The sequence below is a fragment of the Chloroflexota bacterium genome, from assembly GCA_040902225.1.
In the GTDB taxonomy this organism is placed as follows: domain Bacteria; phylum Chloroflexota; class Limnocylindria; order QHBO01; family QHBO01; genus CF-167.
In genome coordinates, this window is record JBBDXT010000004.1 from 54,060 (window position 1) to 76,338 (window position 22,279).

19 protein-coding genes and 1 tRNA gene are annotated in these 22,279 nt (G+C 69.0%); 6 read left to right on the forward strand and 14 right to left on the reverse strand.

What is annotated here, in order from left to right:
• Positions 1-2,989: DUF11 domain-containing protein (locus WEB29_02540; protein ID MEX2135828.1), on the forward strand; the 2,989-nt coding region annotated here is incomplete at its 5' end.
• Positions 2,990-3,022: 33 nt separating this feature from the next.
• Positions 3,023-4,237: an MFS transporter gene (locus WEB29_02545; GenBank protein ID MEX2135829.1), complete on the forward strand. Its 1,215-nt coding sequence runs from the start codon at positions 3,023-3,025 to the stop codon at positions 4,235-4,237.
• A 6-nt stretch (positions 4,238-4,243) separates the two neighbouring features.
• On the opposite strand, the gene WEB29_02550 is transcribed toward WEB29_02545, so the two are convergent.
• The 6 genes from WEB29_02550 to WEB29_02575 form a co-directional block, all read right to left on the reverse strand.
• Positions 4,244-4,927: a hypothetical protein gene (locus WEB29_02550; protein ID MEX2135830.1), complete on the reverse strand. Its 684-nt coding sequence runs from the start codon at positions 4,925-4,927 to the stop codon at positions 4,244-4,246.
• Positions 4,825-5,298, reverse strand: coding sequence for a hypothetical protein (locus WEB29_02555; GenBank protein ID MEX2135831.1), 474 nt, complete (start codon positions 5,296-5,298; stop codon positions 4,825-4,827). The genes WEB29_02550 and WEB29_02555 overlap by 103 nt, the downstream gene beginning before the upstream one ends.
• A 106-nt stretch (positions 5,299-5,404) precedes the next feature.
• Positions 5,405-5,830, reverse strand: a complete 426-nt coding sequence (locus WEB29_02560; GenBank protein MEX2135832.1) for a nitroreductase family deazaflavin-dependent oxidoreductase — start codon at positions 5,828-5,830, stop codon at positions 5,405-5,407.
• 33 nt (positions 5,831-5,863) lie between these two features.
• Positions 5,864-8,062 (reverse strand): PEP/pyruvate-binding domain-containing protein, encoded by a 2,199-nt coding sequence (locus WEB29_02565; protein ID MEX2135833.1) that lies wholly within the window; start codon positions 8,060-8,062, stop codon positions 5,864-5,866.
• Positions 8,062-8,670: a helix-turn-helix domain-containing protein gene (locus WEB29_02570; GenBank protein ID MEX2135834.1), complete on the reverse strand. Its 609-nt coding sequence runs from the start codon at positions 8,668-8,670 to the stop codon at positions 8,062-8,064. Before WEB29_02570 ends, WEB29_02565 begins: the two co-directional genes overlap by 1 nt.
• Positions 8,671-8,747: 77 nt before the next feature.
• Positions 8,748-8,823, reverse strand: a tRNA-Gly gene (locus tag WEB29_02575).
• Positions 8,824-9,551: 728 nt separating this feature from the next.
• Between WEB29_02575 and WEB29_02580 the strand changes: the two genes are divergently transcribed.
• On the forward strand, positions 9,552-9,896 hold the full coding sequence (locus WEB29_02580) for a cupin (protein MEX2135835.1): 345 nt from the start codon (positions 9,552-9,554) through the stop codon (positions 9,894-9,896).
• Positions 9,897-9,905: 9 nt separating this feature from the next.
• On the opposite strand, the gene WEB29_02585 is transcribed toward WEB29_02580, so the two are convergent.
• On the reverse strand, positions 9,906-10,829 hold the full coding sequence (locus WEB29_02585) for a TIGR03621 family F420-dependent LLM class oxidoreductase (protein ID MEX2135836.1): 924 nt from the start codon (positions 10,827-10,829) through the stop codon (positions 9,906-9,908).
• A gap of 136 nt (positions 10,830-10,965) precedes the next feature.
• On the reverse strand, positions 10,966-11,940 hold the full coding sequence (locus tag WEB29_02590; GenBank protein ID MEX2135837.1) for a pirin family protein: 975 nt from the start codon (positions 11,938-11,940) through the stop codon (positions 10,966-10,968).
• 131 nt (positions 11,941-12,071) lie between these two features.
• Between WEB29_02590 and WEB29_02595 the strand changes: the two genes are divergently transcribed.
• Positions 12,072-14,183: a diguanylate cyclase gene (locus WEB29_02595; GenBank protein MEX2135838.1), complete on the forward strand. Its 2,112-nt coding sequence runs from the start codon at positions 12,072-12,074 to the stop codon at positions 14,181-14,183.
• On the opposite strand, the gene WEB29_02600 is transcribed toward WEB29_02595, so the two are convergent.
• The 6 genes from WEB29_02600 to WEB29_02625 all read right to left on the reverse strand — a co-directional run bounded on the left by WEB29_02600 (position 14,180) and on the right by WEB29_02625 (position 20,201).
• Complete coding sequence (locus WEB29_02600; protein ID MEX2135839.1) at positions 14,180-14,914, reverse strand: ABC transporter permease subunit; 735 nt, start codon at positions 14,912-14,914, stop codon at positions 14,180-14,182. The two genes, WEB29_02595 and WEB29_02600, sit on opposite strands and share 4 nt — an antisense overlap.
• Positions 14,911-15,852: an ABC transporter ATP-binding protein gene (locus tag WEB29_02605; protein ID MEX2135840.1), complete on the reverse strand. Its 942-nt coding sequence runs from the start codon at positions 15,850-15,852 to the stop codon at positions 14,911-14,913. The genes WEB29_02600 and WEB29_02605 overlap by 4 nt, the downstream gene beginning before the upstream one ends.
• On the reverse strand, positions 15,849-16,757 hold the full coding sequence (locus WEB29_02610) for an ABC transporter permease (protein MEX2135841.1): 909 nt from the start codon (positions 16,755-16,757) through the stop codon (positions 15,849-15,851). Before WEB29_02610 ends, WEB29_02605 begins: the two co-directional genes overlap by 4 nt.
• The gene (locus WEB29_02615) at positions 16,744-17,664 is read right to left on the reverse strand and encodes an ABC transporter ATP-binding protein (protein MEX2135842.1); all 921 of its coding nucleotides are present in this window, start codon (positions 17,662-17,664) and stop codon (positions 16,744-16,746) included. Before WEB29_02615 ends, WEB29_02610 begins: the two co-directional genes overlap by 14 nt.
• 84 nt (positions 17,665-17,748) lie before the next feature.
• Positions 17,749-17,946, reverse strand: coding sequence for a YHS domain-containing protein (locus tag WEB29_02620; protein ID MEX2135843.1), 198 nt, complete (start codon positions 17,944-17,946; stop codon positions 17,749-17,751).
• Between the two features lie 17 nt (positions 17,947-17,963).
• On the reverse strand, positions 17,964-20,201 hold the full coding sequence (locus WEB29_02625; protein ID MEX2135844.1) for a heavy metal translocating P-type ATPase: 2,238 nt from the start codon (positions 20,199-20,201) through the stop codon (positions 17,964-17,966).
• A gap of 93 nt (positions 20,202-20,294) precedes the next feature.
• Here WEB29_02625 and glgA point away from each other — a divergent pair, with 93 nt between their 5' ends.
• Together glgA and WEB29_02635 are read left to right on the forward strand one after the other, a co-directional pair.
• The gene (gene glgA, locus WEB29_02630; protein ID MEX2135845.1) at positions 20,295-21,518 is read left to right on the forward strand and encodes a glycogen synthase; all 1,224 of its coding nucleotides are present in this window, start codon (positions 20,295-20,297) and stop codon (positions 21,516-21,518) included.
• Positions 21,515-22,279: an ABC transporter ATP-binding protein gene (locus tag WEB29_02635; GenBank protein ID MEX2135846.1), complete on the forward strand. Its 765-nt coding sequence runs from the start codon at positions 21,515-21,517 to the stop codon at positions 22,277-22,279. Before glgA ends, WEB29_02635 begins: the two co-directional genes overlap by 4 nt.

The window sequence follows — 22,279 nt, forward strand, 5'->3', positions numbered from 1 at the left end:
TGGCTTCACCGGCGGCGGCACCGCCACGCTGCTGATCAACGGCGCCGGGGCGCAGACCATCACCGGCTTCCACACCACCGCCACCGGCTCCCTGCCCAACCTCAACATCGACAAGCCGTCAGGCACGCTGACCATCGCCGGCACCCTGCGCACCGCCCGCAACTGGACCTACACCAGCGGCGGGCTGAGCGCTACCGGCAGCACTGTGATCTTCAACGGCACCCTGACGGTGAGCGGCTCCCACACCCTCGACGCCGTCGAGCTCCATGCCGGCAACGTGACGGTTGCGCCCGGCGACTCACTGAGCGTCGGCGGGCTTTTGACGCTGACCGATGGCAATCTCAACGGCGGCACGATCGAGGCGCTGGGTGACATCTCGCTGCTGGCCGGATTCGACGGCGAGACCGGCACCATCCTGGTCGCCGGGAGCGGGAACCAGGCCCTGACCGGCTCAGCCAACACCACCTCCAGCGACGTCGCCAGCATCGTCATCGACAAGCCGTCGGGGATCCTCTACCTAGTCGGCACGATCCGGATGACGACGGCGTCGTGGACCTGGCTGAGCGGCGCGGTGGATCCGGGCACCAGCACGCTCTACTTCGACACTGCGGTCACCATCAACGGCACTCACAGTCTCTACAACGTATACCTCAGCGGCGGGACACACACCGTGGCGAGCGGCGACATCTTGACGGTCCTCGGGACGCTGACCCTCGACAACGGGACCATCGACGGCGGCACGATTGCCGGAGCCGGGCCGATCAGCCAGGTCTCCACCTTCGACGGCGGCACCGGTCTGCTCGCCGTCACCGGCAGCGCAGACCACACCTTCAACGGATCCGCCACATTCACTGCCGGGGACCTCCCGGATCTCCAGATCGCCACATCGGGCGGCACGCTCACCCTGACCGGGACCATTCGAACCACGCACGACTGGACGCATTCGGCCGGAACCGTAGACCCGGGCGCCGGCACCGTCGTCTTCGCGGGGACCCTGACGATCGACGCGGGAGGCATGGGCTTCAACGACGTCCTGCTGAATTCGGGCACGACCACCCTGGCTGCCAACCTGACCGTTGCCGGCGACCTCACGGTGGCCGCGGGCACCCTGGCGATCGGCTCCAATACCGTGTTTGTGGCGGGCGACGTGACAGTCAACGCCGGGCTGACGGTCTCGACCGGCACGCTCGAGATGAACGGTCTGACGGGCCAGATCCTTGGCGGCGCGACAGCCATCGGGCTGTACAACCTCACCATCGCCGATCCGGCGGGGGTCACCCAGACCACCACCGTATCGGCGGCCGGCACTCTCGACCTCGGCGGCCCTCTCGACTTCAGCGGCGAGAGCCTGAGCATCACGAATGCGATCACGGGCGTGCCGAACGACCTGACCGCCGACGCCACCTCGAGCCTGATCATCAACGGCAGCGGGTCGGGGATCGTCATCCCTACCAGCCTGACGGCCCTCCTGAACCTGGCCATCTCGAACGCCAATGGCGCGGCGCTCGCCGGCCCGCTGACCGTGGACGGAACCGTCTCGCTGGCCGGCGGGAACCTGGATGCCGGCAGCGACGTGCTCAGCATCGGTCTCGCCGGCACCGTCAACCGAACCTCAGGCCACGTGATCGGGCCCCTGCAGAAGTGGGTGGCGGCCGGATCGGGCGTGACCTTGACGTACGAGATCGGCGATGCGACTACCTATGCGCCGGTGGCCCTGATCTTCGGCACGGTGGGCATCACCGGCCGGCTGACCGCGTTCACCACCCCCGGTGAGCACCCCAGCATCGGGACCTCGCCGGTCTTTGCCCCCCAGGATGTAAACCGATGGTGGACGCTCACCAACGCCGGCGTCGCGTTCACGACCCTCGACGTGGTCTTCACCTTTGCGCCGACCGATGTCGACCCCGGCGCGCAGACCAGCCAGTTCATCGTCGCCAAGTGGGATGGCGCCTGGACGACGCCCGCCTCCGGCACAAACACCGCCACCACGATCGCGGCGTTTGGCATGACCTCGCTCAGCGAGTTCGCGATCGGCGAAGCGGCGGCCGATCTCCTGGTCAGCAAAGCCGGGCCGGCGCTCGTCACGGCCGGCTACCCAGCAGGCTTCGACTACACCCTCACCGTTCATAACTCCGGCCCGTCCGACAATACCGGCGGCTTTTCAGTCACCGATCTGCTGCCAGCGGGGCTGACCTTCCAGTCGCTCGGCAGCGACGGTCGCTGCGTGGCGATCGGTCAGAACGTGACCTGCACAAACGCCTCAGGGCTCACCGACGACGCAAACGATGCCTTCGTCATCCACGTCACACTGGACTCGAGCGTCGCCGCAGGGACGATCCTGGCCAACTCCGCAGCGGTCACATCGGCCAACGACCCAGACGGCAGCAACGATGCGAGCAACGTGGTGAGCACAACGGTGACCACCCTCGCCGACATCGCAGACCTTGCGATCGACAGCCCAGATCCAGTGGCCGCCGGTGGCACGCTGATCTACACCATCACGGTCACCAACCTCGGCCCGTCCGACGCCGTAGGCGTGACGCTCACCGACGTCCTCGACACATCTCTCTTGGGAGCGACCTACTGCCTGGACTTCGGGTCCGGCTGCGGTTCCTCGAGTCCCTGGACCGGCCCGGTAAACCTGGGGACGCTCCAGGCCGGGGCGTCGGTCGACGTCGTGATCTCGGCCACGGTCGACCCGACGACGCCGGACGGCACCATCATCCCGAACGCCGCCAGCGTGGGCGCGACAACACCGGACCCGAATAGCCTCAACAATGCGAGCTCCACCACGACCCGCGTGGTGGTGAGCGGATTGCGTTCGACGAGCCCGCCACCATCACCAACCGGCTCGTTGGCAGACACGGGCAGATCGACGTGGGCCGGTGAGGTCTCGCCGCTCATGCTGCTCGCCGTCTTCGCGGCCTGGATCGTGCTCCTTGGGGCGCTCGCCGCCGAGGGTGCCTGGCGCCGCCGCCCCAACAGCTAAGCTGGATCCCCGGTCGGCTAGCCTAGGCCTCCCATGACCCCCGATGCGCGCCTCCTGTTCGCCACGCGGATCGCCCGCATGTTCGGGTACGGCCTGCTCTCCGTCGTGCTGGTCCTGTACCTCGTGGCGCTGGGCGTGGACGGCGTCATGGTCGGGCTGATCCTTACGCTCACCCTGCTCGGCGACGCGGCCATCAGCCTCTGGCTGACGACCCATGCTGATCGGCTCGGACGCAGGCGAATCCTGGCAGCCGGTGCAGGCCTGATGCTCCTGGCAGGGATCGTCTTCGCCATTGCCCACGATCCGTGGATCCTGTTGGTAGCCGCCACGATCGGGGTCATCAGCCCCAGCGGCAACGAGGTCGGGCCGTTCCTGGCGGTCGAGCAGGCATCGCTCTCCCAGACGCTGCCCGACCGCGAGCGGACCCGCGTCTTCGGGTGGTACAACCTGGTCGGCTCCCTGGCGACCGCCAGCGGCGCCCTGGCGGCAGGACTCATCGCGCAGACCATCCAGGGATCGGGCGCCTCCGAGATCGACTCCTATCGGGCGATCGTGATCGCCTACGGGCTGATCGGGATCGTGTTGGCGGCCCTCTTCTGGCGCCTCTCGCCGGCGGTCGAGGTGCCGAGCGCGCAGCGTACATCGGTCGCTACTCGACTGGGGCTGCATCGGTCGCGCGGCATTGTCATCCGTCTCGCCGCCCTCTTCTCACTCGACGCCTTTGCCGGCGGCTTCGTGATGCAGAGCCTGATCGCCTACTGGTTCCAGCAGCGCTTCGACGCCGATCCGGCCACCCTCGGCGCCATCTTCTTCGGGGCCAACATCCTGGCTGGGTTTTCGGCGCTGGCTGCCGCGCGGCTGGCCGCGCGCATCGGGCTCATCAACACCATGGTCTTCACCCACCTGCCGTCGAACGTGCTGCTGATCCTGGTGCCGCTGATGCCCACCCTGCCACTGGCGGTGGGCGTCCTCCTCGCCCGCTTCGCGATCAGCCAGATGGATGTTCCGACCCGCCAGTCCTACACGATCTCGGTGGTGGAGCCTGATGAGCGTTCGGCCGCGGCCGGCGTGACCGGTATCGCGCGCAGCCTCGGCGCGGCCGTCTCGCCCTCGCTCGCCACGCCACTGCTCCAGAGCGTCCCGTTGGCGGGGCTGCCATTCATCATCGGCGGCGGCCTGAAGATCCTCTACGACCTCCTGGTGCTGCGCGCATTCAGCGCGGTGCGTCCGCCCGAGGAGCGGAGCTAGCCCTGGTCAGGTCTGGATTGGCGGCCCGTACCAGACGCTCGCCGCGATGATCACGTAAAGGCCCAGAAGCGCGAGGCCCTCCAGCCATGTGCTCTCGCCGTCGAACACGATAAGCGCGGCGAGGATTGCCGTCAGCGCCACCGCCCCCAGCAGAAGCGGGCTGAGCACCAGGGTCATGGGGGTGCCGCCGACAAAGAGCGAGATGAGGACCAGCGCCGGAGTCAGCGCGATGGCCACCTGGAGGGCGCTGTTCAGGATCAGGGAGCTGGCCAGCTCGGTCTTGTTGCGCCATGCCATCTGCACCCCGACCACGTGCTCGACCGCGTTGCCGGCGATGGCCACGATCACCAGGCCGACGAACGCCTCCGAGATCCGCAGGTCGGCCATGGTCGGCCGCAGCGCATCGACGAACAGCTCCGAAGTCACCGCCGCGCCGATCGCCCCCAGCAGCAGCATCGCGACCGTCAGTCGCAGGGGCCACACCCGTTCGACCGACAGGTCCTCGACCTCGGCGCTCGCGCCAGGACCCCCACCCAGCGAGAAGGGGATCGACGCCGCGAAGATGACCAGCAGCACGATCGACACGATCACGCTGAGGTCGACCGCGTGCCCGGCATTAGGGGCGCCGGGTGCAGTGGCCAGGGTCGGGATCGCCAGCGCCGCGACCGAGAGCAGGAGCAGGGTGGCCATGGACCGAACCGCGGGTCCGTGGAACTGCTGGGTGCCGTGCTTGAGTCCGCCCAGGAAGAAGGCCAGCCCAGCACGAGCAACGCGTTGGCCAGGATCGACCCGATGAGGGCCGTCTGCACGACCACTACCAGGCCCGCCTGCAGGGCAAAGATCGAGATGAACAGCTCGGGCAGGTTGCCGAGCGCCGACTGCAGGATCCCCGTCGTGCGCGGACCGAACCGATGGCCGAGCTGCTCGGTCGCCTGGCCGATCAGGGTCGCCAGCCCGGCCAGCGCGACGGCGCTGGTCGCGAAGACGACGAGGTGGTCTGCGCCGATGGCGTTGAAGACCACGGCGGCCACGGTGGCAACGGCCGAGAGGGCGGCGGTCACGCCCGCGGCAGGTCCCAGGGCCGCAGATTCACGCCGGAATCATGCACGGATCGCCTGGGACCCGGTCGGGTCGATCGACCGATGCGTGCCGGCCCTTTTGGGACCGCTAGCTGATCGGTTGCACCCTGAAGGTGGGATGGTCTTGGGCGGCGGGTAGCTGCTCAAAGTCCCGACGGAACGGCTTGGGCGTCTTGGCCCGGAAGACCGCGATGACGCGCTCCCGCTCCGTGCGGTCGACCTCGACAGCCGTGAAGGGGGTGGTGCGCCCCTTGCGACGCAGCTCGCCGCGACCCGCGGCCCGGAGGTTGCGAACCCAGTTGCAGGCCCCGTATTGCGACAGGAGATACGTGGTCCCGTCGACCTGGATCGGGAAGAGCGCGACGCGCAACGGGCTGCCGCTGCGCCGGCCCGGCACCTCGAGAAGGACGGTGAAGCCGGTCCGCAGCCAGATCGGGCCGCCGATGCGGCGGACCAGAGCCAGCCCTCGGCTCGGAGTGATCAGTGCCTGGGCGGATTGCGGTCGCTGGTCCATTCGTCCCTCCTCCTTGAATGTCCCCTGAGTGCGCTATTCGGGCTCGACGTTTCCGGTGGTCCCGTCGACGGTGACCCGCATGCCCGTATGCAGCCGCGAGGTCGCGTCACCGCAGCCGACGACCGCCGGGATGCCGTACTCACGGGCGATGATCGAGGCGTGGGCCGCCGCGCTCCCCACGTCGGTCACGACCGCGGCCGCCCGTGTGAAGAGCGGCGTCCACGCCGGCGCGGTGAGCGGGGCCACGAGGATCTCGCCGGGCTGCAACTGGTCGAACTCGTCAGGTCCGCGGATCACTCGCACCGGCCCGCTCGCGCGACCAGGCGACGCCGGCACGCCGGAGACCAGGGCCTGATCCGATGGACGGGCGCCGATCAGCCCGGGGAAGCTGTCCCACACTCGCTGGATCATCGGGTTCACGCGGCCGACGAGAGGCGGCGGCACCAGCCGGGCCTGTTCCATACGCAACGACCGCCGGCCGGGCACGTCGACGGTCGCCGGCAGCGGCGCCCCGTCGAGCGTCGCGAGGACCTCGGCCCGCGTCAGGAAGAAGACGTCGTCGGGGTCGGCAACCAGGCCGCGGTCGGCCAGCGCCCCGCCGATTCGAAGCACCGCTCGTCGCATGACCGGCCACGCGATCGTCAGCTCCTCGGTCTGCTCCTCGCGAATCGGGACGAGGTGCTGCGCGTCTGCCAGCAGCTGGCGGAACGCCCGGAGTCGCCGGGGCGACGAGGCGAGGGCCTCGAACGCCGCACGCTCGGCCGTCTCCCGCGCCTCGACCACCCGGCTGTGACTTTGGGCCGGGTTCGTCGCCGTCGCCTCGAGCGGCATGGGAGCGTGCCACCAGTCGAGAGACACGATGCCCTGGCGCTCCTGATCGGCCGGCGGTGCGAACCCTGCGAGGAGCGGCAGGTGGCCGCCGCCCAGCGAGGGAGCCAGATGGATCCGATAGAACCGGGCGAGGTTCATCTCCAGCTTGTACGCGGCACCGCTCAGTGCGGCGATCGAGGTGAAGTATTCGCCGGCGAGCTCGGCCAGCTCGTCAATCACTGACGGCAGGTCGGCGACAGGCAGGGTCTCGATGCGGCCTTCCGCGTCGGCGACTGATGCTCGGTAGCGCGGCTGCAGGTCGTCGCGCCACATCCGCTCGACGACGGGAAAGCTGTGGCGAACGGTAGGTGGGATGATCCCGGCGATGTAGCGTGGATGGCGAACGGCCTTCACCAGCATGCTGGGCAGGCTGCGGAGGAAGGCGCCTCCGGAGATGAAGTTGATCGAGTAGAAGTACCAGCCGTTGACCACGACGTGATACGGCCTCGGTGCGATCTGGCCGATCAACTCGCGGAAGTCGGCGTGCATCCGGTCCTCCATCCGCGTCAGCAGCCAGGACTCGAAGAGGGGAGTGACCGGCTCGCCAATCCACTCGCCGAATCGGAGCATCCGGGTGTAGGCCCCGGGTGCTGGCGATTGCCACGACACGTCGGGCGGCAGCGCGGTCATCGGCCGGGCCTGGACGATCCAGAGCGCGCCCTCCGCGTCGATCGCCCACTCGATGTCCTGCGGGGTGCCACGGGCATCCGCGATTCGTCGAGCCTCGGTCGCCACGCGCACGGCCCCTCGGCGATCGATGGCCTGCTCAGGCTGACGCCGGGGGGTGGCGACGGCTCCTCGCACGACCCACTCGTCACCTAGGGCGGCCCCGGACACCAGCCGATCCCCGATGCCCTGCACTGCGGTGACGACGGAGGCGTGCCGATCTCCGTTGATCGGATCGGCGGTGAGGACCACGCCGGCCGCGGCGGGCGCAACCATCCGCTGGATGATCACGGCCATCCCCCTGCTGGTGGCGGGCTGGTACTCGGCAGCGCGCGAGATGTTGACGCTGGCCAGGCACCGCTCCGTGGCCGCCGGGATCTCGTCCGCCGTGACGTTCAGGACCGACTCGTACATGCCGGCATACGAGTGATCGGCGCCATCCTCGGAGATGGCGCTCGATCGGACGGCGAAGGGGCCGGCGCCCAGGTCGGGCGCGGCGTCGCGGAGCAGCGCCCAGCGGTCCTCCGCGGTCATGTCGGCGGCCCTGGCGGTCAGCACCACCCCATCGGGGACGCGGACGCCAGCCGCCAGGAGCTCTCCGAGGTTGGCCGCCTTGCCGCCGACCTCGGCGACATCGGCCATGCGCACGTCGGCCAGGCGCCGGATGGTTGCCGCGCGGATTGCTGTCGAGTTCATCATCCGTTCTCCGAAGCAGCCGAGGTGATGGCACGGAGGACCCAGTCCACGTCATCGGCCGCCTCGTCGACCGATGAGCCGAGCTGATCGCGCCACAGGCGCAGGGCGGACGACGCGGTGAGGATCACCAGCAGGCGTGCGATCCGATCCTGATTTACCTGCGAGGGCTTGGGCTCGATCGAATCCGCCACCCGACGGAACGCCGCGAGTCGACGCGGGATGTTGAGCCGCCGCACGTCGTCGGACGCTGGGCTGGCCATGGCCGCGCGTGCGAGGTCGCCAAGCGAGTCGGTGCGCTCGAAATAGGCGCGCAACCCCTGACGAAGCTCGTCCATCGAGCGGGGGATGACCTGTTCCTCCAGACCGGCACGGCGCATGGCGTGTGGGTAGACCGCCGCGAGGAGATCGTGCTTCGTTGCGAAATGACGGTAGACGGTCGGCACTGAGACGCCGGCCTCGCGCGCCACGCCGGGGACGGAGACGAATGCGAGGCCTCCGGCAATCACCCGGAGTGCGGCGTCAAGGATGCGTGCCCGCGTCTCCTCGGCCTGCTGGGCTCGGAGCTGGCTCCGGTAGGAGCGCACCTTCGTAGTAGCGACACGAGTCATATTGTGAATATATGACTCGTGTCAACAGGCGAGGGTCACGACGATACGAGGGCGCTCTCAGCCCAAGAGTTGATGATTGGAGCGGGAGACGAGGTTCGAACTCGCGACATCGACCTTGGAAGGGTCGCGCTCTGCCAACTGAGCTACTCCCGCTCTGAGAGTCGTCCACGCCGGATGAGGGTCCGTGAGCGGTGGCAGTTGGCGCAGACGATATCGCACTTCGCCGCCTCCGCCAACATGCTCGCAATACCCGCTCGGCCAACCATCCGCGTAACACCGAAGCGCTTCATCGCCGGCTCGCGATGATCGAAGTCCATCGCACATGGAGGGAATCGCCTCCCGCAATCTGCACACGGCACATCGCGAAGCTGGTCGAGGAGCCCGGTCTGTTCTCGCCAGCGAGCGCGTTTGCGCTCGATGTATCTCGACGAGCCACGGAGGGGCGCAGGGCCGGTCACGCGTTCGACTTGCGCCGTGTGGGTGCGGAGTCGATGGCAATTCGCGCAGACGACGTCGCACTTGCCTACCTCAGACAGCAGACGCTCCCGCGACATCAGCATCGCGCGGCCAGCAGTCAAGCGGAACAACTTGTCTGCGGGATTTCGGTGGTCGAAGTCCATCTGATCGGGCCTGAACACGGTTCCACAGTCGGCACATGGTCCCTTACGAAGATTCCTCAGCATCTCTAAGGTCAAGGCCTGGCGGTCCCTTACGCGCTGAATCTCGCGCTGACGGTTTCGCCAGTAGTAGGTCACATTCGTCTGACGCTGGCTGGGGCGCTGGTGCACAGGGTAATTATAGAACGTCTGTTCTGGGTTGACCTTGGAGCCGCACCAAGGCGTACCGTGCGCTCGTCCGAACTCCCTTCGACTGGAGGAGCAGTGGCCATCATTGTCAAGAGCCTGGATACGCCCGACGAGGCGTACGACTTCGGCAAAGCGGGTCGATATGACATCTCGGTCATCGGCGACTCGATGGCCGCCCGCTCGGTGCTCAATCCCGGCTGGAGCTGGGAAGAGCACGTCAAGCAATATGCGGAGGGCGCCCAGAGCTGTCCCGAGACCCACCACGAGTACGTCATCTCCGGCCACATGCGCTACCTGACCGATGAGGGGGACGAGATCCTCGCCAAGCCGGGAGATCACCTCGTCATTGGGCCAGGTCACCTGGCCTGGGTGATCGGCGACGAGCCGTGCATCACGATCGATATGGAGATCAGCGGGTAGCGCGCCTATCTAGCGACCGGCCAGCGCCTCGACCAAGGGGGCCATCGCCTCCATCGATCCCTGGCGGATGGCGTAGTGGCTGATCCCGTTGCGCGCGCGACGCCGCTCCAGCTGATCACGGAGAGTCGCCATCGTCCCATACAGGAAGTACGGGCTGCCGACGAGCCCAACCGACGCCAGCTTGGCCGCTGCCAGGAGCGAGTGCGGCGCGGGCCGACCGCTGCCGACCATCCCAGCATCCACGATGAACAGGTTCAGCTCCAGGCCGTCGAACCGGTCGCCCGCCGCCTCGCGGACGATCGCGACCTTGCGATCGAGGGCGGCCTCGCCGACGTCGGTCAGGATCGGTCGGCCGCGACGGCTGAACTGGGGGATGAAGCCGACGATATCGGCCTCACGGGCAGCCAGGCGCAGCATTCGCGGGCCGCCGCCACCCATGATGATCGGCGGATGCGGCTGCTGGATCGGTCGTGGCCAGATGCGAGCCGCACCGAGCTCGTAATGCGGGCCGCGGTGGGTCACTGTCTCACCTGCCAGCAGCCGCTTGACCAGACCGCTCGCCTCGACCAGGCGGTCGATCCGGCGCCCGGGCGCGTCATAGGGCATCCCCAGCTGCCGGTAGTCGGCGGTGCGCCAGCCAGCCCCCAGACCGAGCTCCAGCCGCCCGTTTGACAGGAGGTCGAGCGTCGCGGCCTCGCGCGCCAGCATCAATGGATGGCGAAAGTCATTGGCGAACACGAACCCGCCGACGCGCAGTGCGGTGGTGGCCGTCGCGGCTGTCGCCAGGGCGGCGATGGGGGACAGCTGCTGTCCCAGGTGGTCCGGGACGAGCAGCGCGCTGTAGCCGAGAGCCTCGGCGCGCCGGGCGAGCGCCACCCACGCATCGGCGCTGCGAGCGTGGCTGGCAGTGACGGCAAAGCGGAAGGCGCGCACCCGGCAACGGTACGCGACGCGCAACTGGCTGCGCGTCCTACACTCCGGTCAGGAGGTTTGCACATGGCCGACAAGACACCCAAGCGACCACCCAAGCCGAAGAAGCCGAAGAAGCCGAAGGCCTAGCGCAGCCGCGCTACGGGGTCGAGCCTGCCGTGAGACCGTGGACCGGCGGGATTGTTCCCATGCGCCCGGCCTGGTAATCCGCCACCGCCTGCAGGATCTCCTCGCGCGTATTCATCACGAACGGGCCGTAGTGGGCGATCGGCTCGCGGATCGGCTGACCGCCGAGCAGGAGGATCTCAAGGGTCGGTGACGGACCGGCCGGCGTGCGGTCGGCGCCGACCATGAGGTGGTCACCCGCTCCCAGGACGGCGAGCTGTCCCTCGTAGATGGGTGCCTCCTCGGCACCGATGCGTCCGCTTCCCGCCAATACGTAGACCAGGGCGTTGAAGTCGGCGCGCCATGGGACCTCGAGGCGAGCCTCGGGATGCAGCGTCGCGTGCGCGTAGGCGATCGGCGTGTAGGTGACCCCCGGTCCGGCGTGGCCGTCCAGCTCGCCGGCGATGATGCGCACCAGCGCTGAGCCGTCGGTGTTGGTGATGAGCGCCACCCTGTCGGGAACGATGTCCTGGTAGCGTGGCGGGCTCCACTTCAGCCGGGCCGGCAGGTTGACCCACAGCTGCACACCATGGAACAGGCCGCCGCTGCGGACCAGGTACTCGGGCGGCATCTCCGAGTGCACGATCCCGGCTCCGGCGGTCATCCACTGGGTTGCGCCGTCGGTGATCATCCCGCCGCCACCCATGCTGTCGCGATGCTGCATCGCGCCGTCCAGCATGTAGGTCACGGTCTCGAAGCCGCGGTGCGGGTGGTCAGGTGCGCCCTTGGCCTCACCGGGGCCGTATTCGACGGCCCCCATCTGGTCGAGCAGGATGAATGGGTCGACGATCGACAGGTCGATCCCGGGAAACGGACGGCGCACCTGGAAGCCCTCGCCCTCGAGGGTCGTGATGGCGGTGACGATGCCTCGCAGCGGGCGCGCCACACTGCTGGGCGGCACGCTCGAAAGGCGGGGCAGGGTGAGAAGGTCGGCGGTCACGGCGGGCATTGCGGGACTCCATCGGTTTAGTTGCTGGGTCAACTATAACCGATTGTGTCGTTATGGCCCGGCCATTCATCGGTACGGGTTACTTCCGGGCGATGGTGGGGTCTGGTCTGGATCGATAGGGTCTGCTCCCGATGGGATCCGCCGTATCGCGGCCGACCGAAGCAACTCCGCTGCCGCGCTATCGGCGAAGCGGACTGAGCTCGCGCGTCCGCCACCTCATTCGTCCGCGGGCGCGCCGTCACCTATTCCGTGACCCGTTCTTCCTGTACACCGCCGCGGTAGCGCCGATCGCGCTGACCGTTGCCGTGATCTCACGCGAGCCTCGCGACGTTCCCCTGGTCCTCGTCCTCAGTCCGATCTTCATCGGCCTGCAGGTTGTGCTGAGCCTCATCCCAACAAGGGTCCGGCCCTTGACGAAGCTTGGGTGGTCCTTCCTGCGGCTCGCCGTCAGCCTTCTCTACGTGGCCGCATTGACCGAGGTGGTGGGAGGGCCGTCTCACCCGATGTTCGCCCTTTACGTCCCGGTGGTAGTCGCTGCCGCCGCGCTGGGGACGAGCCAGGCGGTGGTCATCGGTGCGGCGGCATCTCTCATCTATCTCGCGCCCGAGCTGGCCGTTCCCGGCTCCCGTGCCGAGGTCGTCCTGCGCGGCATCACCATGGCCGGCGTCAGCATCCTCGTGGCGATCGGGACACGGCGGCTGGTGATGGCCGTCGAACAGACGACTGGGCGGCTCCGTGCCGCGATGATCTCCGAGCGGCGCCATTCGCGCCAGATCGCCGGGATGGAGGCGGTCAGCCACCTTCTCGCGTCGGCGGGTCCCACGCCCGAGATGCTCGATCGGGCGCTGGGCGTGCTGGTCGACCAGTTCAACTACAACTATGTCTCGATCTACCTCGCCGAACGCGACCGGCTTCGGCTCGGCGCGCAACGCGGCTACCAGCAGCCGCCCGAGTCATTCGATGGGACTGCCGGCGTGGTTGGGCGCGTGATGCGCAGCCACGAGCTCGCCTTCGTGCCGAATGTGGCACTTGATTCGGACTACGTGGCTGTCGATGACGAGGTGATGAGCGAGATCTGCGCGCCCCTGATCTACGACGGCGAGTTCCTGGGGATCCTGAACGTCGAGGCACTTGCGCCCCTGGACCGCACCGATCGTGACCTGGTCGCCACCCTGGCCGGTCGGGTGGCCACGGAGGTGGCGCTCGGGCGCGACCGGCAGATGCTTTCCGACCGCGCCGCGGTCCTGCGCAGCCTGAGCGACTTCACCAACGCGGTGAGCGGCGAGCTTGAGATGGCCCGTCTCGGTGCCGCCATGGTCGATGCCGTCCGCAAGGTGATCCCCGCCGACATCGTGACGCTCACCGTCCTGGAGCGCGAGACCGGCCGCTACCTCCTGCGGGCGGTGACCGATGTCGACCCGTCGATCCTGGGGCGCGAGATCAAGCCCGGCGAGGGGCTCGCGGGCCGGGCCATTCGCGATCGGACGGTCGTGGTCGACGAAAATTTTGACCGGGACCGATTCCCGGCCGCCTACCGAGACTCCTCGGAGCCGATGGCGTTGCTGGGCGCGGGGGTGCCGCTGCTACGGGATGGCGTGGTGGTGGGCGCCATCTCGATCCTGCGCCGCGATCGGTCCGACCTGTTCCGCCCGATCGAGCATGAGGCGATGGAGCTGCTGGCCGGGCACGCTGGCCTGGCGATCTCGAATGCCTTCCTGCACGCCGAGGTCGAGCAGCTCGCAACCCACGATCCACTGACCGGCCTGTACAACCGGCGCTACTTCGACGAGGCCCTGACCCGCGTCGTCGCATCCTGGCGCCGCTCGCTTCACGCGGAGCGGCGTCCGGTGGCGGCGATCATGTTCGACCTCGACCACTTCGGCGACTTCAACAGGCAGCACGGCCACCAGGTGGGCGACGAGGTGCTGCGCACGTTCGCCGGTCTCCTGCGCCGCCGATTCAGGGAGGCCGACCTGGTCGCGCGCTTCGGTGGGGAGGAGTTCGTGGCCGTCCTCGATGGCGCGACCCGCGACGCGGCAGTGGCGATCGCAGAGGAGATCCTGGCCGCGGTGGCCGACACGCCCGTCAAGGGCGACGACGGCACCCGACTGTCCGTCACCGTGTCGGCTGGCTGTGCCGAGCTGGACGAGTCCGAGCCGACCAGCGAGCAGCTGCTGCGAACGGCAGACGTGGCCCTGTTCATGGCCAAGCGCGCGGGACGCAACCGGGTCGTGGCGGCCTAGGCTGGCTCGCCAGAGATCTCGTACGCGCTGAGCCGGCGGATCGCGATCAGCGTTGCGACGACGAGGAGCGCGATGGCCACCACAAGCGCCGTGGTCAGGCTGAGCGGCGCGTCGAAGATGTCGGCCGGGATGCCACCGATGCCATCGGCGAAGGCCAGGGTCAGCTGCCGGATGCTGAAGGTGCGCGTCCCGGCGAAGAGTCCGGCGAGCAGTCCCTCCCAGATCAGCACGTAGGCGAGGCCGAAGACCAGCGCGCGGCCCGTCACCAGGCTGACCGCAACGAAGACCGCGCAGTACAGCACGGAGCCGATCGCCGCCCCGGCCGTCATCCCGACCACCAGGCCCTCGCCGAGTCCGCCTGCCGCGATCAGGCCGGCCAGCAGCATCGGCCCGCAGGTGAGCGCTGCCGAGCAGAGGGCTGCCACCGCCAGCTTGGTGAGCACCACGGTCACACGGCTGATCGGCTTGGCCAGCAGGAAGATGGCGGTCCCGTCCTCGATCTCGGCGCCAAGCGCCCCCGTGCCGAAGATGAGCGCCACCAGCGGCATGAGCGTGCCGACACCCAGGTTGCTGAGCAGGCCGGCCGTAAACGGGAGCGCCCGCGCCTCCTCGCCGGCCAGGCGGAAGATCCCCGCCGCCAGCACCAGCACGCCGCCCAGCAGGAGCAGCAGCAGCGTCCGTCGCCGGGAGAGGAGCTGACGCAGCGTGATGCGCGCGATGATCCCGTTCACCTCCGCACCAGGTAGCTGAAGACCGACTCGAGCGACTCGTCGGTGGGGAGCAGCTCGTGCAGGCTGATCTGGTGGCGCCGCGCAATCCCGCTGACCGCGCGGCTGAACGCTCCGAAGTCGTTGGTGCGGACGGTCAGCAGCCCGCCGTCGAGCGCGGCGCCCGCGATCGTCGGCTCGGCCAGCAGGGCGGAGGCGAGTGCCCGGTCGTTGGAGGAGCGCACGGTGAACGTATGCGGCCGATCGGTCATCAGCCTGCGAATCTCGCGGAAGTCGCCCGACGCCGCGAGCCGCCCGGAGACGATCACCAGCACCCGCCCAGCGAGTCGCTCGACCTCCTCGAGGATGTGCGATGAGAAGAGGATGGTGCGGCCCTCGGCCGCCATTCGGTGCAGCAGGTCCATCATGTGCAGCCGCTGCCGAGGGTCCATCCCGTTGAAGGGCTCATCGAGGAGCAGGATCGGCGGGTCGTGGACCAGCCCGGCGGCCACCTTGGCACGCTGCCGCATCCCCTTGGAATATGTGCCGATCGGCCGGTCGGCCGCGTATTCCAGCTCAACCAGGCCGATGGCCCGCGCTGCCGCCTCCTCGGCTTCCGCCGGTGCCATCCCCTGCAGCCGTGCGTTGGCGACCGCGAACTCACGGCCGGTGAGGAACGGGTAGACCGCTTCGCGCTCAGGGACCAGGCCGATGCGGCGGTACATCTCCGGGTGGCGCCAGGAGGGCGAGCCACCAACCGTCACGGTTCCCGATGAAGGAGCCAGGAAGCCCCCGACCATGTGCAGGATCGTCGACTTGCCTGCCCCGTTCGGTCCGAGCAGGCCGGTCACGCCCCCCTCCAGCCTGAAGCTGATGTCGTTGACCGCGACCACGTTGCCGTACCAGCGCGAGACGTTGGTGAGCTCCACCGCCTCCGCGCCCGCGACTCCCGCCTCGCTCATGCGGCGATCCGCCGGTACCGCCACAGCACCGCGACGATGCCCACCAGGGTCAGGGCGGCCGTCAGGACTCCGAAGACCCACAGATCCAGGTCGGCACGGAAGACCGGAGAGTCCGGGATGCTCTGCCCGAGCAACCAGTCGCGGGTCCCGTCGAGCAGCACGAACGGATTGATCAGCGGCGCCACCAGCGACAGGCGCCCGCGGCCGGCCTCGGACAGGATGCCGCCCACCGCGGCCGTCACCAGGAAGACGGCAATGATCGCTCCGGTCGCATAAGCGCGCCGGGGCGTGAAGGAGGCGATCGCCATCCCCAGCGCCGCCAGCGGAAGCGCGTAGATCAAGGGCGCGCCGACGATCTGCGGCAGGTTGCCGAGCTGGTCACCGAACGCGGCGACGACGTCAGTCGAGGCGAGGATCGCCGCGAAATAGATGACCAGCAGTGGTGCGAGGGCCAGCATGAAGAGTGCGGCCGCCATCGCGCCGAACTTGGCGAGCGCGTAATCGCTGCGGGCCAGCGCGTGGCTGAAGTAGAGCGAGAGGACATGGTTGCGCTGGTCGCTGCTCACCAGCTCCGGCGCCTGCGCGGCGACGAAGAGGGCCAGGATGGGCTGCAGGTCCCACAGGTAGTTGTCGTAGTTGAAGGGCGACAGGCCGCTTGGCGCGAGCGCCTGGATCGCTCCGGCCACCGCCGCCGGCACGATCATGATCGCGCTGAGACCCCAGGGAACGACCTTCGAGCGCCCGGGGCGACCGAGTCCGAAGGCGGCCCGCAGGCTGGCCACGAAGAGCGTCGCGAATGCTGCTCTCCGTCCAAGGCGGGGCCCATCGTAGCCGCGGTAGCCCAGGTCGTAGATCGCCCCGGTTGCGCTCTCACGCGGCGCGACCGCCGCCTCACGCCGCGTCATCGGTTCGACCCTCCACGCGGAAGAGGTCCTCGAGCCGATGTCGTCGTTGCTCGAGCCGGGTGAGCGAGAGCCCCATCTCGTCGATCACGTCGCGCACAATGTCGTACGGGCGCTCGTCGGGGCAGTCGACCAGGACGCTGCGTCCATCGACGCGAGCGGTCAGGCCGGCGGCCACCAGGCGCTCGGCCAGGGCATCTGCCCCTTCCTCGACCTCCACGCCCAGGGTCCCGGTGCGTTCCACGAAGCTCGCGATCGGCGCCGACTGCAGCAGCTTGCCTGCGTCGATGGCCAGGAGGAAGGTGCAAACGCGCTCGATCTCGCCGAGCAGATGGCTGGCGACGACGGTAGCGATCCCGAACTCGGTGCCGGTGCGGTGCACCAAGTCGAGCATCTCGTCGCGGCCGGCGGGGTCGAGGCCGTTGGTCGGCTCGTCGAGGAGGAGAAGCTTCGGGTCGTGGACGATCGCCTGCGCCAGCTTGACCCGTTGCTTCATGCCGGTCGAATAGCCGCCGATCGGGCGGTAGCGCTCCTCGTACAGCCCGACGTGTCGAAGCACCTCGGCAGTCCGTTCGCGCGCCGCCGCGGGCGGGAGCCCGGCCATGCGCCCCATGTGGCTGACGAAATCGGTGGCCGAGACATCCGGGGGCAGGCAGTCGTGCTCCGGCAGGTAGCCGACGTACTGGCGGATCTCCGGCCCGCGGGTGGCGACATCCATATCCATCACGGTCGCGCTGCCGCTGGTGGGCTTGAGGAGGCCGAGCAGGATCTTGAGGAGCGTGCTCTTGCCTGCCCCGTTGGCGCCGACGAGACCGATGATCCCCGGCTCCACGTCCAGCGTGAGCCCGTCGAGGGCGGTGACCGACGACCCATACCGCTTCGTCAGCGACTGGGTCGAGATGAGGGGCATCGCACCCGAGTCTAGCGGCCGGCGCCTGATCGCCATCGCCGCCGGCGAGCGCTCACCGCTCCTTGCCGAACTGCGCCTCCGCGGCTACATCCGAGGCCGGTAGTCCGGATCGAAGAAGCGCTTGGGGTCGTCGAGGAACTCGAGCCGGCAGCCGCGGCCACAGAAGTAGTAGCTCTGCCCTTCGTGCTCAGCCGTCAGCCCGGCGGCGCGCGCCACCTCGGGGTTCACGGTCATGCCGCAGACCGGATCGTGCGGCTGCGGGGTTGGCAGGGGAGTCTCCATCGGTTCATTCGTCCTTTTCAGCTGGTTCGGAAGCGCCTGAGGCGGAGCGAGTTGGTTACCACGCTGACGCTCGAGAGCGCCATGGCGGCCGCGGCCAGAGCTGGGGAGAGAAGCCAGCCGGTGAGCGGGAAGAGAGCACCCGCTGCAACGGGGATCAGGACCAGGTTGTAGCCGAAGGCCCAGGCCAGGTTCTGGCGAATCGTGCGCATCGTCGCGCGGGAGAGCCGGATCGCCCCCGGCACGGCGCGCAGGTCGTCCCCGACCAGCGTGATGTCCGAGGCCTCGACCGCGACGTCCGCGCCCGTCCCGATCGCCACGCCCACGTCGGATTGCGCCAGCGCGGGCGCGTCATTGATCCCGTCACCGACCATGGCGACCACTGCTCCCTCAGCCTGGAGCTCCTTCACCCGGGCGGCTTTCTCCCCGGGGCGGACCTCAGCCAGGAGCCGATCCTGCGCGATCCCGACCTGCGAGCCGATCGCCTCGGCTACCGCTACTCGATCGCCGGTCAGCATCCAGACCTCGAGCCCGGCCTCCTGCAGGCGATGCACTGCCTCGGCCGACTCCGGCTTGACGGTGTCGGCGATGGCGAGCAGCCCAATCGCCACGCGCTCCACCGCCACCAGCACCGGGGTGTGGCCGTTCGCCGCAGCCTCGCGCGCCAGCGCGTGGACCGGCCCGATGTCCACGCCCTGCTGGACCAGCATCCGCTCGCTGCCGACGACTGTCCGCCGGCCCTCAACCGTCGCCTGCACGCCTCCGCCAGGGGCCGCGAGGAAGCCTGTTGCGGTCGGCAGCTCCATGCCTCGATCGGCTGCCAGCCGGACGATCGCCTCGGCCAGGGGATGCTCGCTCCCGCGCTCCGCAGAGGCGGCCAGGCGGAGCAGCTCGGCCTCGGACGTCCCGGGCGATGGTCGCAGCTCCACAACTGACGGTTGTCCTTGGGTGATCGTGCCGGTCTTGTCGAGGATCACGGCCGTGATCCGTCGCGCCTGCTCCAGTGCCGCGCCGTCGCGCACCAGGATCCCGGCCTCGGCGCCCTTCGCGGTCCCGACCATGATGGCGGTGGGGGTCGCCAGGCCCATGGCGCACGGGCAGGCGATGATGAGGACGGCCACCGCAGCGGTCAGCGCGGCCGGAAGCCGCGGCTCGGGGCCAAGCAGCAGCCACAGGCCGAACGTGGCGGCCGCCAACAGCACGACCGCCGGGACGAAGCGGGCCGTGACCTGGTCGACCACGCGCTGGATCGGCGCCTTTGAGCCCTGGGCCTGCTCGACCATTCGGGCAATCTGTGCCAGCGTCGTGTCCGTCCCCACTCGTTCCGCGCGCATCACGAAGGAGCCTGATGCGTTCATGGTCGCGCCCGTCACGCGGTCGCCCTCGCGCTTGTCGACGGGTATCGACTCGCCGCTCAGCATTGACTCGTCCACCGCCGAGGCACCATCGACGATGGAGCCGTCGGCCGGTACGCGTTCTCCCGGTCGGACGCGCAGCAGGTCGCCGGGTCGGACTTCGTCGATCGGCAGATCGGCTTCGCGTCCGTCGCGGAGCACGCGTGCGGTGGTCGGACGCAGTTTGAGGAGGGCCTTGATGGCGCCAGTGGCCTGGCTCTTGGCGCGTGCCTCGAGCCATCGGCCCAAGAGCACCAGGCCGATGATCACCGCCGCGCTGTCGAAGTAGGTGGGGTCCGCGGAGCCGATCAGCGTGATCGCCAGCGAGTAGCCGTAGGCAGCCAGCGTCCCGAGCGAGACGAGGGTGTCCATGGTCAGCTCACCGTGGCGCAGGCCCCTCGCCGCGGCGACCAGGAAGCGCCGGCCGAAGACGAACTGCACGACGGTCGCCGGGGCGAGCATCCAGACATTGACCCGCTCCATCGGCCACGGAACGCCGCTGGGCCAGAGGGAGACGACCATCATGGCCAGGCCGATGCCGGTCGCGAGCAGGGCGTCGCGCAGCAGGGCCTGACGCTCGGTGGCCCGCGCCGCGTCTGCCTCATCGACCGCTGCCGCGCCCGCGGATGCCGGCGCCGCCACCTCGTAGCCGGCCGCCTCGATGGCGGCCACGATCCCGCCGCGGTCGATGAGCCGGGGATCGAACTGCACGGTGGCGCGCTCGGTGGCCAGGTTGACGGCGGCGTCCGCCACGCCGTCCGCGCGCGCCAGGAAGCGCTCGATGCGGGTCACGCACGAGGCGCAGGTCATGCCGACGACGGGCAGCGAGAGCTCCGGCAGGGGCGCGGCGGCGGGGCTGGTCATAGGGCCTTCAGGATACTACAGGGGAGTATCTCAACCCGCGGTGGGGAGAGCCGGGGCTCCGCCCGGCGAAACCCGCGCTACGCTGGCCGCGGTATGAAGGCGCTCCTCCTGACCAACGAGTACCCGCCCAACGTCTACGGCGGCGCCGGGATGCACGTGGCCGAGCTGTCCCGCCGGCTGCGGACCCGGATCTCGCTCGAGGTCAGGACCTTCGGCGAGCAGCGCGAAGAGGCGCCTGGCTGGCTGGTACGAGGCTACCCGGCATCTGCCGAGTGGCGATCGCGCGACGATCGCCTTCGCCCGGCCTGGGATGCCTTCGCCCGCTGCCTCGCCATGGCGGCCGATCCCAGCGACGCCGACCTCGTGCATTGCCACACCTGGTACACCCACCTCGGCGGGCTGCTGGTGCAGCAGGCGAACCAGATCCCGCTGGTCATCACGGTGCACTCGCTCGAGCCGCTCCGACCCTGGAAGCGCGAGCAGCTGGGTGGCGGCTACGACCTCTCCAGCTGGGTGGAGCGGACCGCGCTCGAGTCGGCCGATGCGGTGATCGCGGTGAGCCGCGGCACGCGCGACGACGTCCTCCGCCATTTCGCCGTGAAGCCCGAGCGGGTGCACATCATCCACAACGGGATCGATGCCGAGTTCTTCGCGACCGATCCCGCGACGGATGCGTTGGAGCGCCACGGGATCGACCCTGATCGGCCGTACGTGCTTTTCGTGGGACGCATCACGCGGCAGAAGGGGATCGTGCACCTCGTCCGAGCCATCGGCCGGCTCGATCCCGAGATCGGCGTGGTCCTGGCAGCCGGGCAGCCGGATACCCCTGAGCTCGCCGCGGAGGTCGAGGCCGGCGTGACAGCCGCGCAGCGGGAGCGGCCGAACGTGGTCTGGATCCCCGACATGCTCAGCCGCGAGGAGATCCGCCAGCTCTACAGCCACGCGGCGATCTTCGTCTGTCCATCGGTCTATGAGCCGTTCGGGATCACGAACCTGGAGGCGATGGCCTGCGAACGTCCGGTGGTGGCGACCGCGGTCGGTGGCATCCCGGAGGTGGTCGTCGACGGCGAGACGGGGCTCCTTGTCCCCGTCGCATTCCGCCCCGACGAGCCGATGAGCCCCGCCGACCCGGATCAGCTTGCCAGCGACCTGGCGGCTGCCATCAACGGGCTGATGGCCGACCCCGCCAGGCGGGCGCTCATGGGATCCGCCGGTCGACACCGCGCTGTCGAGCAGTTCAGCTGGTCGTCGATCGCCGCCCAGACGGTGGCCCTCTACGGCACGCTCGGGGGGTCGGCTAGGATTCCGCCTCCATGACGGGACCGATCGTGACTGCGCACGACCTTCGCAAGCGCTACGGGAGCCTGCAGGCGGTCGACGGCGTCAGCTTCGAGATCGCGGAGGGCGAGGTGTTCGGGATCCTCGGTCCCAACGGGGCGGGCAAGACGACCACGCTCGAGATGATCGAGGGGATGCGACCGATCGATTCCGGGAGTGCGATCGTCGACGGGATCGATGTCACTCGCGACCCGCGCGGGGTGAAGGCCCGCATCGGCATTCAGCTCCAGGCGTCGAGCTTCTTCGATGAGCTGAACCTGGTCGAGCTGCTCGAGCTCTTCGGCCACCTGTATGAGAGCAGGGTCGACGCCATGGCGCTCCTCGGGGACGTGGAACTCACCGAGAAGGCGCGCTCGCAGGTGAAGACCCTCTCCGGCGGGCAGAAGCAGCGATTCAGCATCGCCTCCGCCCTCGTCAACGAGCCGCGTGTCCTCTTCCTCGACGAGCCGACCACCGGGCTCGATCCGCAGGCCCGCCACCACCTCTGGGGCCTCGTGCGCCAGATTCGCGAGCGCGGGCACACGGTCGTGCTGACGACGCACTACATGGAGGAGGCGGAGGAGCTATGCGACCGGGTGGCGATCATGGATCGCGGCGTGATCGTCGCCCTCGACACGCCGCAGCGACTCATCGACGCGCTCATCGGGCGCGGCTTTACGAAGGCCCGCGTCGAGCGGCTCGCCAACCTCGAGGACGTATTCCTCGACATCACCGGTCACGATCTGCGGGAGGCGGGCTGA

Bases quoted from the DNA above. Each gene is read 5' to 3' on its own strand.
- WEB29_02570 (MEX2135834.1), bottom strand. From the start codon at position 8,670: ATGACTCGTGTCGCTACTACGAAGGTGCGCTCCTACCGGAGCCAGCTC.
- WEB29_02560 (MEX2135832.1), bottom strand. From the start codon at position 5,830: ATGGACCAGCGACCGCAATCCGCCCAGGCACTGATCACTCCGAGCCGA.
- WEB29_02605 (MEX2135840.1), bottom strand. From the start codon at position 15,852: ATGAGCGAGGCGGGAGTCGCGGGCGCGGAGGCGGTGGAGCTCACCAAC.
- WEB29_02620 (MEX2135843.1), bottom strand. From the start codon at position 17,946: ATGGAGACTCCCCTGCCAACCCCGCAGCCGCACGATCCGGTCTGCGGC.
- WEB29_02590 (MEX2135837.1), bottom strand. From the start codon at position 11,940: ATGCCCGCCGTGACCGCCGACCTTCTCACCCTGCCCCGCCTTTCGAGC.
- WEB29_02595 (MEX2135838.1), top strand. From the start codon at position 12,072: ATGGGATCCGCCGTATCGCGGCCGACCGAAGCAACTCCGCTGCCGCGC.
- WEB29_02610 (MEX2135841.1), bottom strand. From the start codon at position 16,757: ATGACGCGGCGTGAGGCGGCGGTCGCGCCGCGTGAGAGCGCAACCGGG.
- WEB29_02545 (MEX2135829.1), top strand. From the start codon at position 3,023: ATGACCCCCGATGCGCGCCTCCTGTTCGCCACGCGGATCGCCCGCATG.
- WEB29_02565 (MEX2135833.1), bottom strand. From the start codon at position 8,062: ATGAACTCGACAGCAATCCGCGCGGCAACCATCCGGCGCCTGGCCGAC.
- WEB29_02550 (MEX2135830.1), bottom strand. From the start codon at position 4,927: ATGGCCACCCTGCTCCTGCTCTCGGTCGCGGCGCTGGCGATCCCGACC.
- WEB29_02635 (MEX2135846.1), top strand. From the start codon at position 21,515: ATGACGGGACCGATCGTGACTGCGCACGACCTTCGCAAGCGCTACGGG.
- glgA (MEX2135845.1), top strand. From the start codon at position 20,295: ATGAAGGCGCTCCTCCTGACCAACGAGTACCCGCCCAACGTCTACGGC.
- WEB29_02625 (MEX2135844.1), bottom strand. From the start codon at position 20,201: ATGACCAGCCCCGCCGCCGCGCCCCTGCCGGAGCTCTCGCTGCCCGTC.
- WEB29_02615 (MEX2135842.1), bottom strand. From the start codon at position 17,664: ATGCCCCTCATCTCGACCCAGTCGCTGACGAAGCGGTATGGGTCGTCG.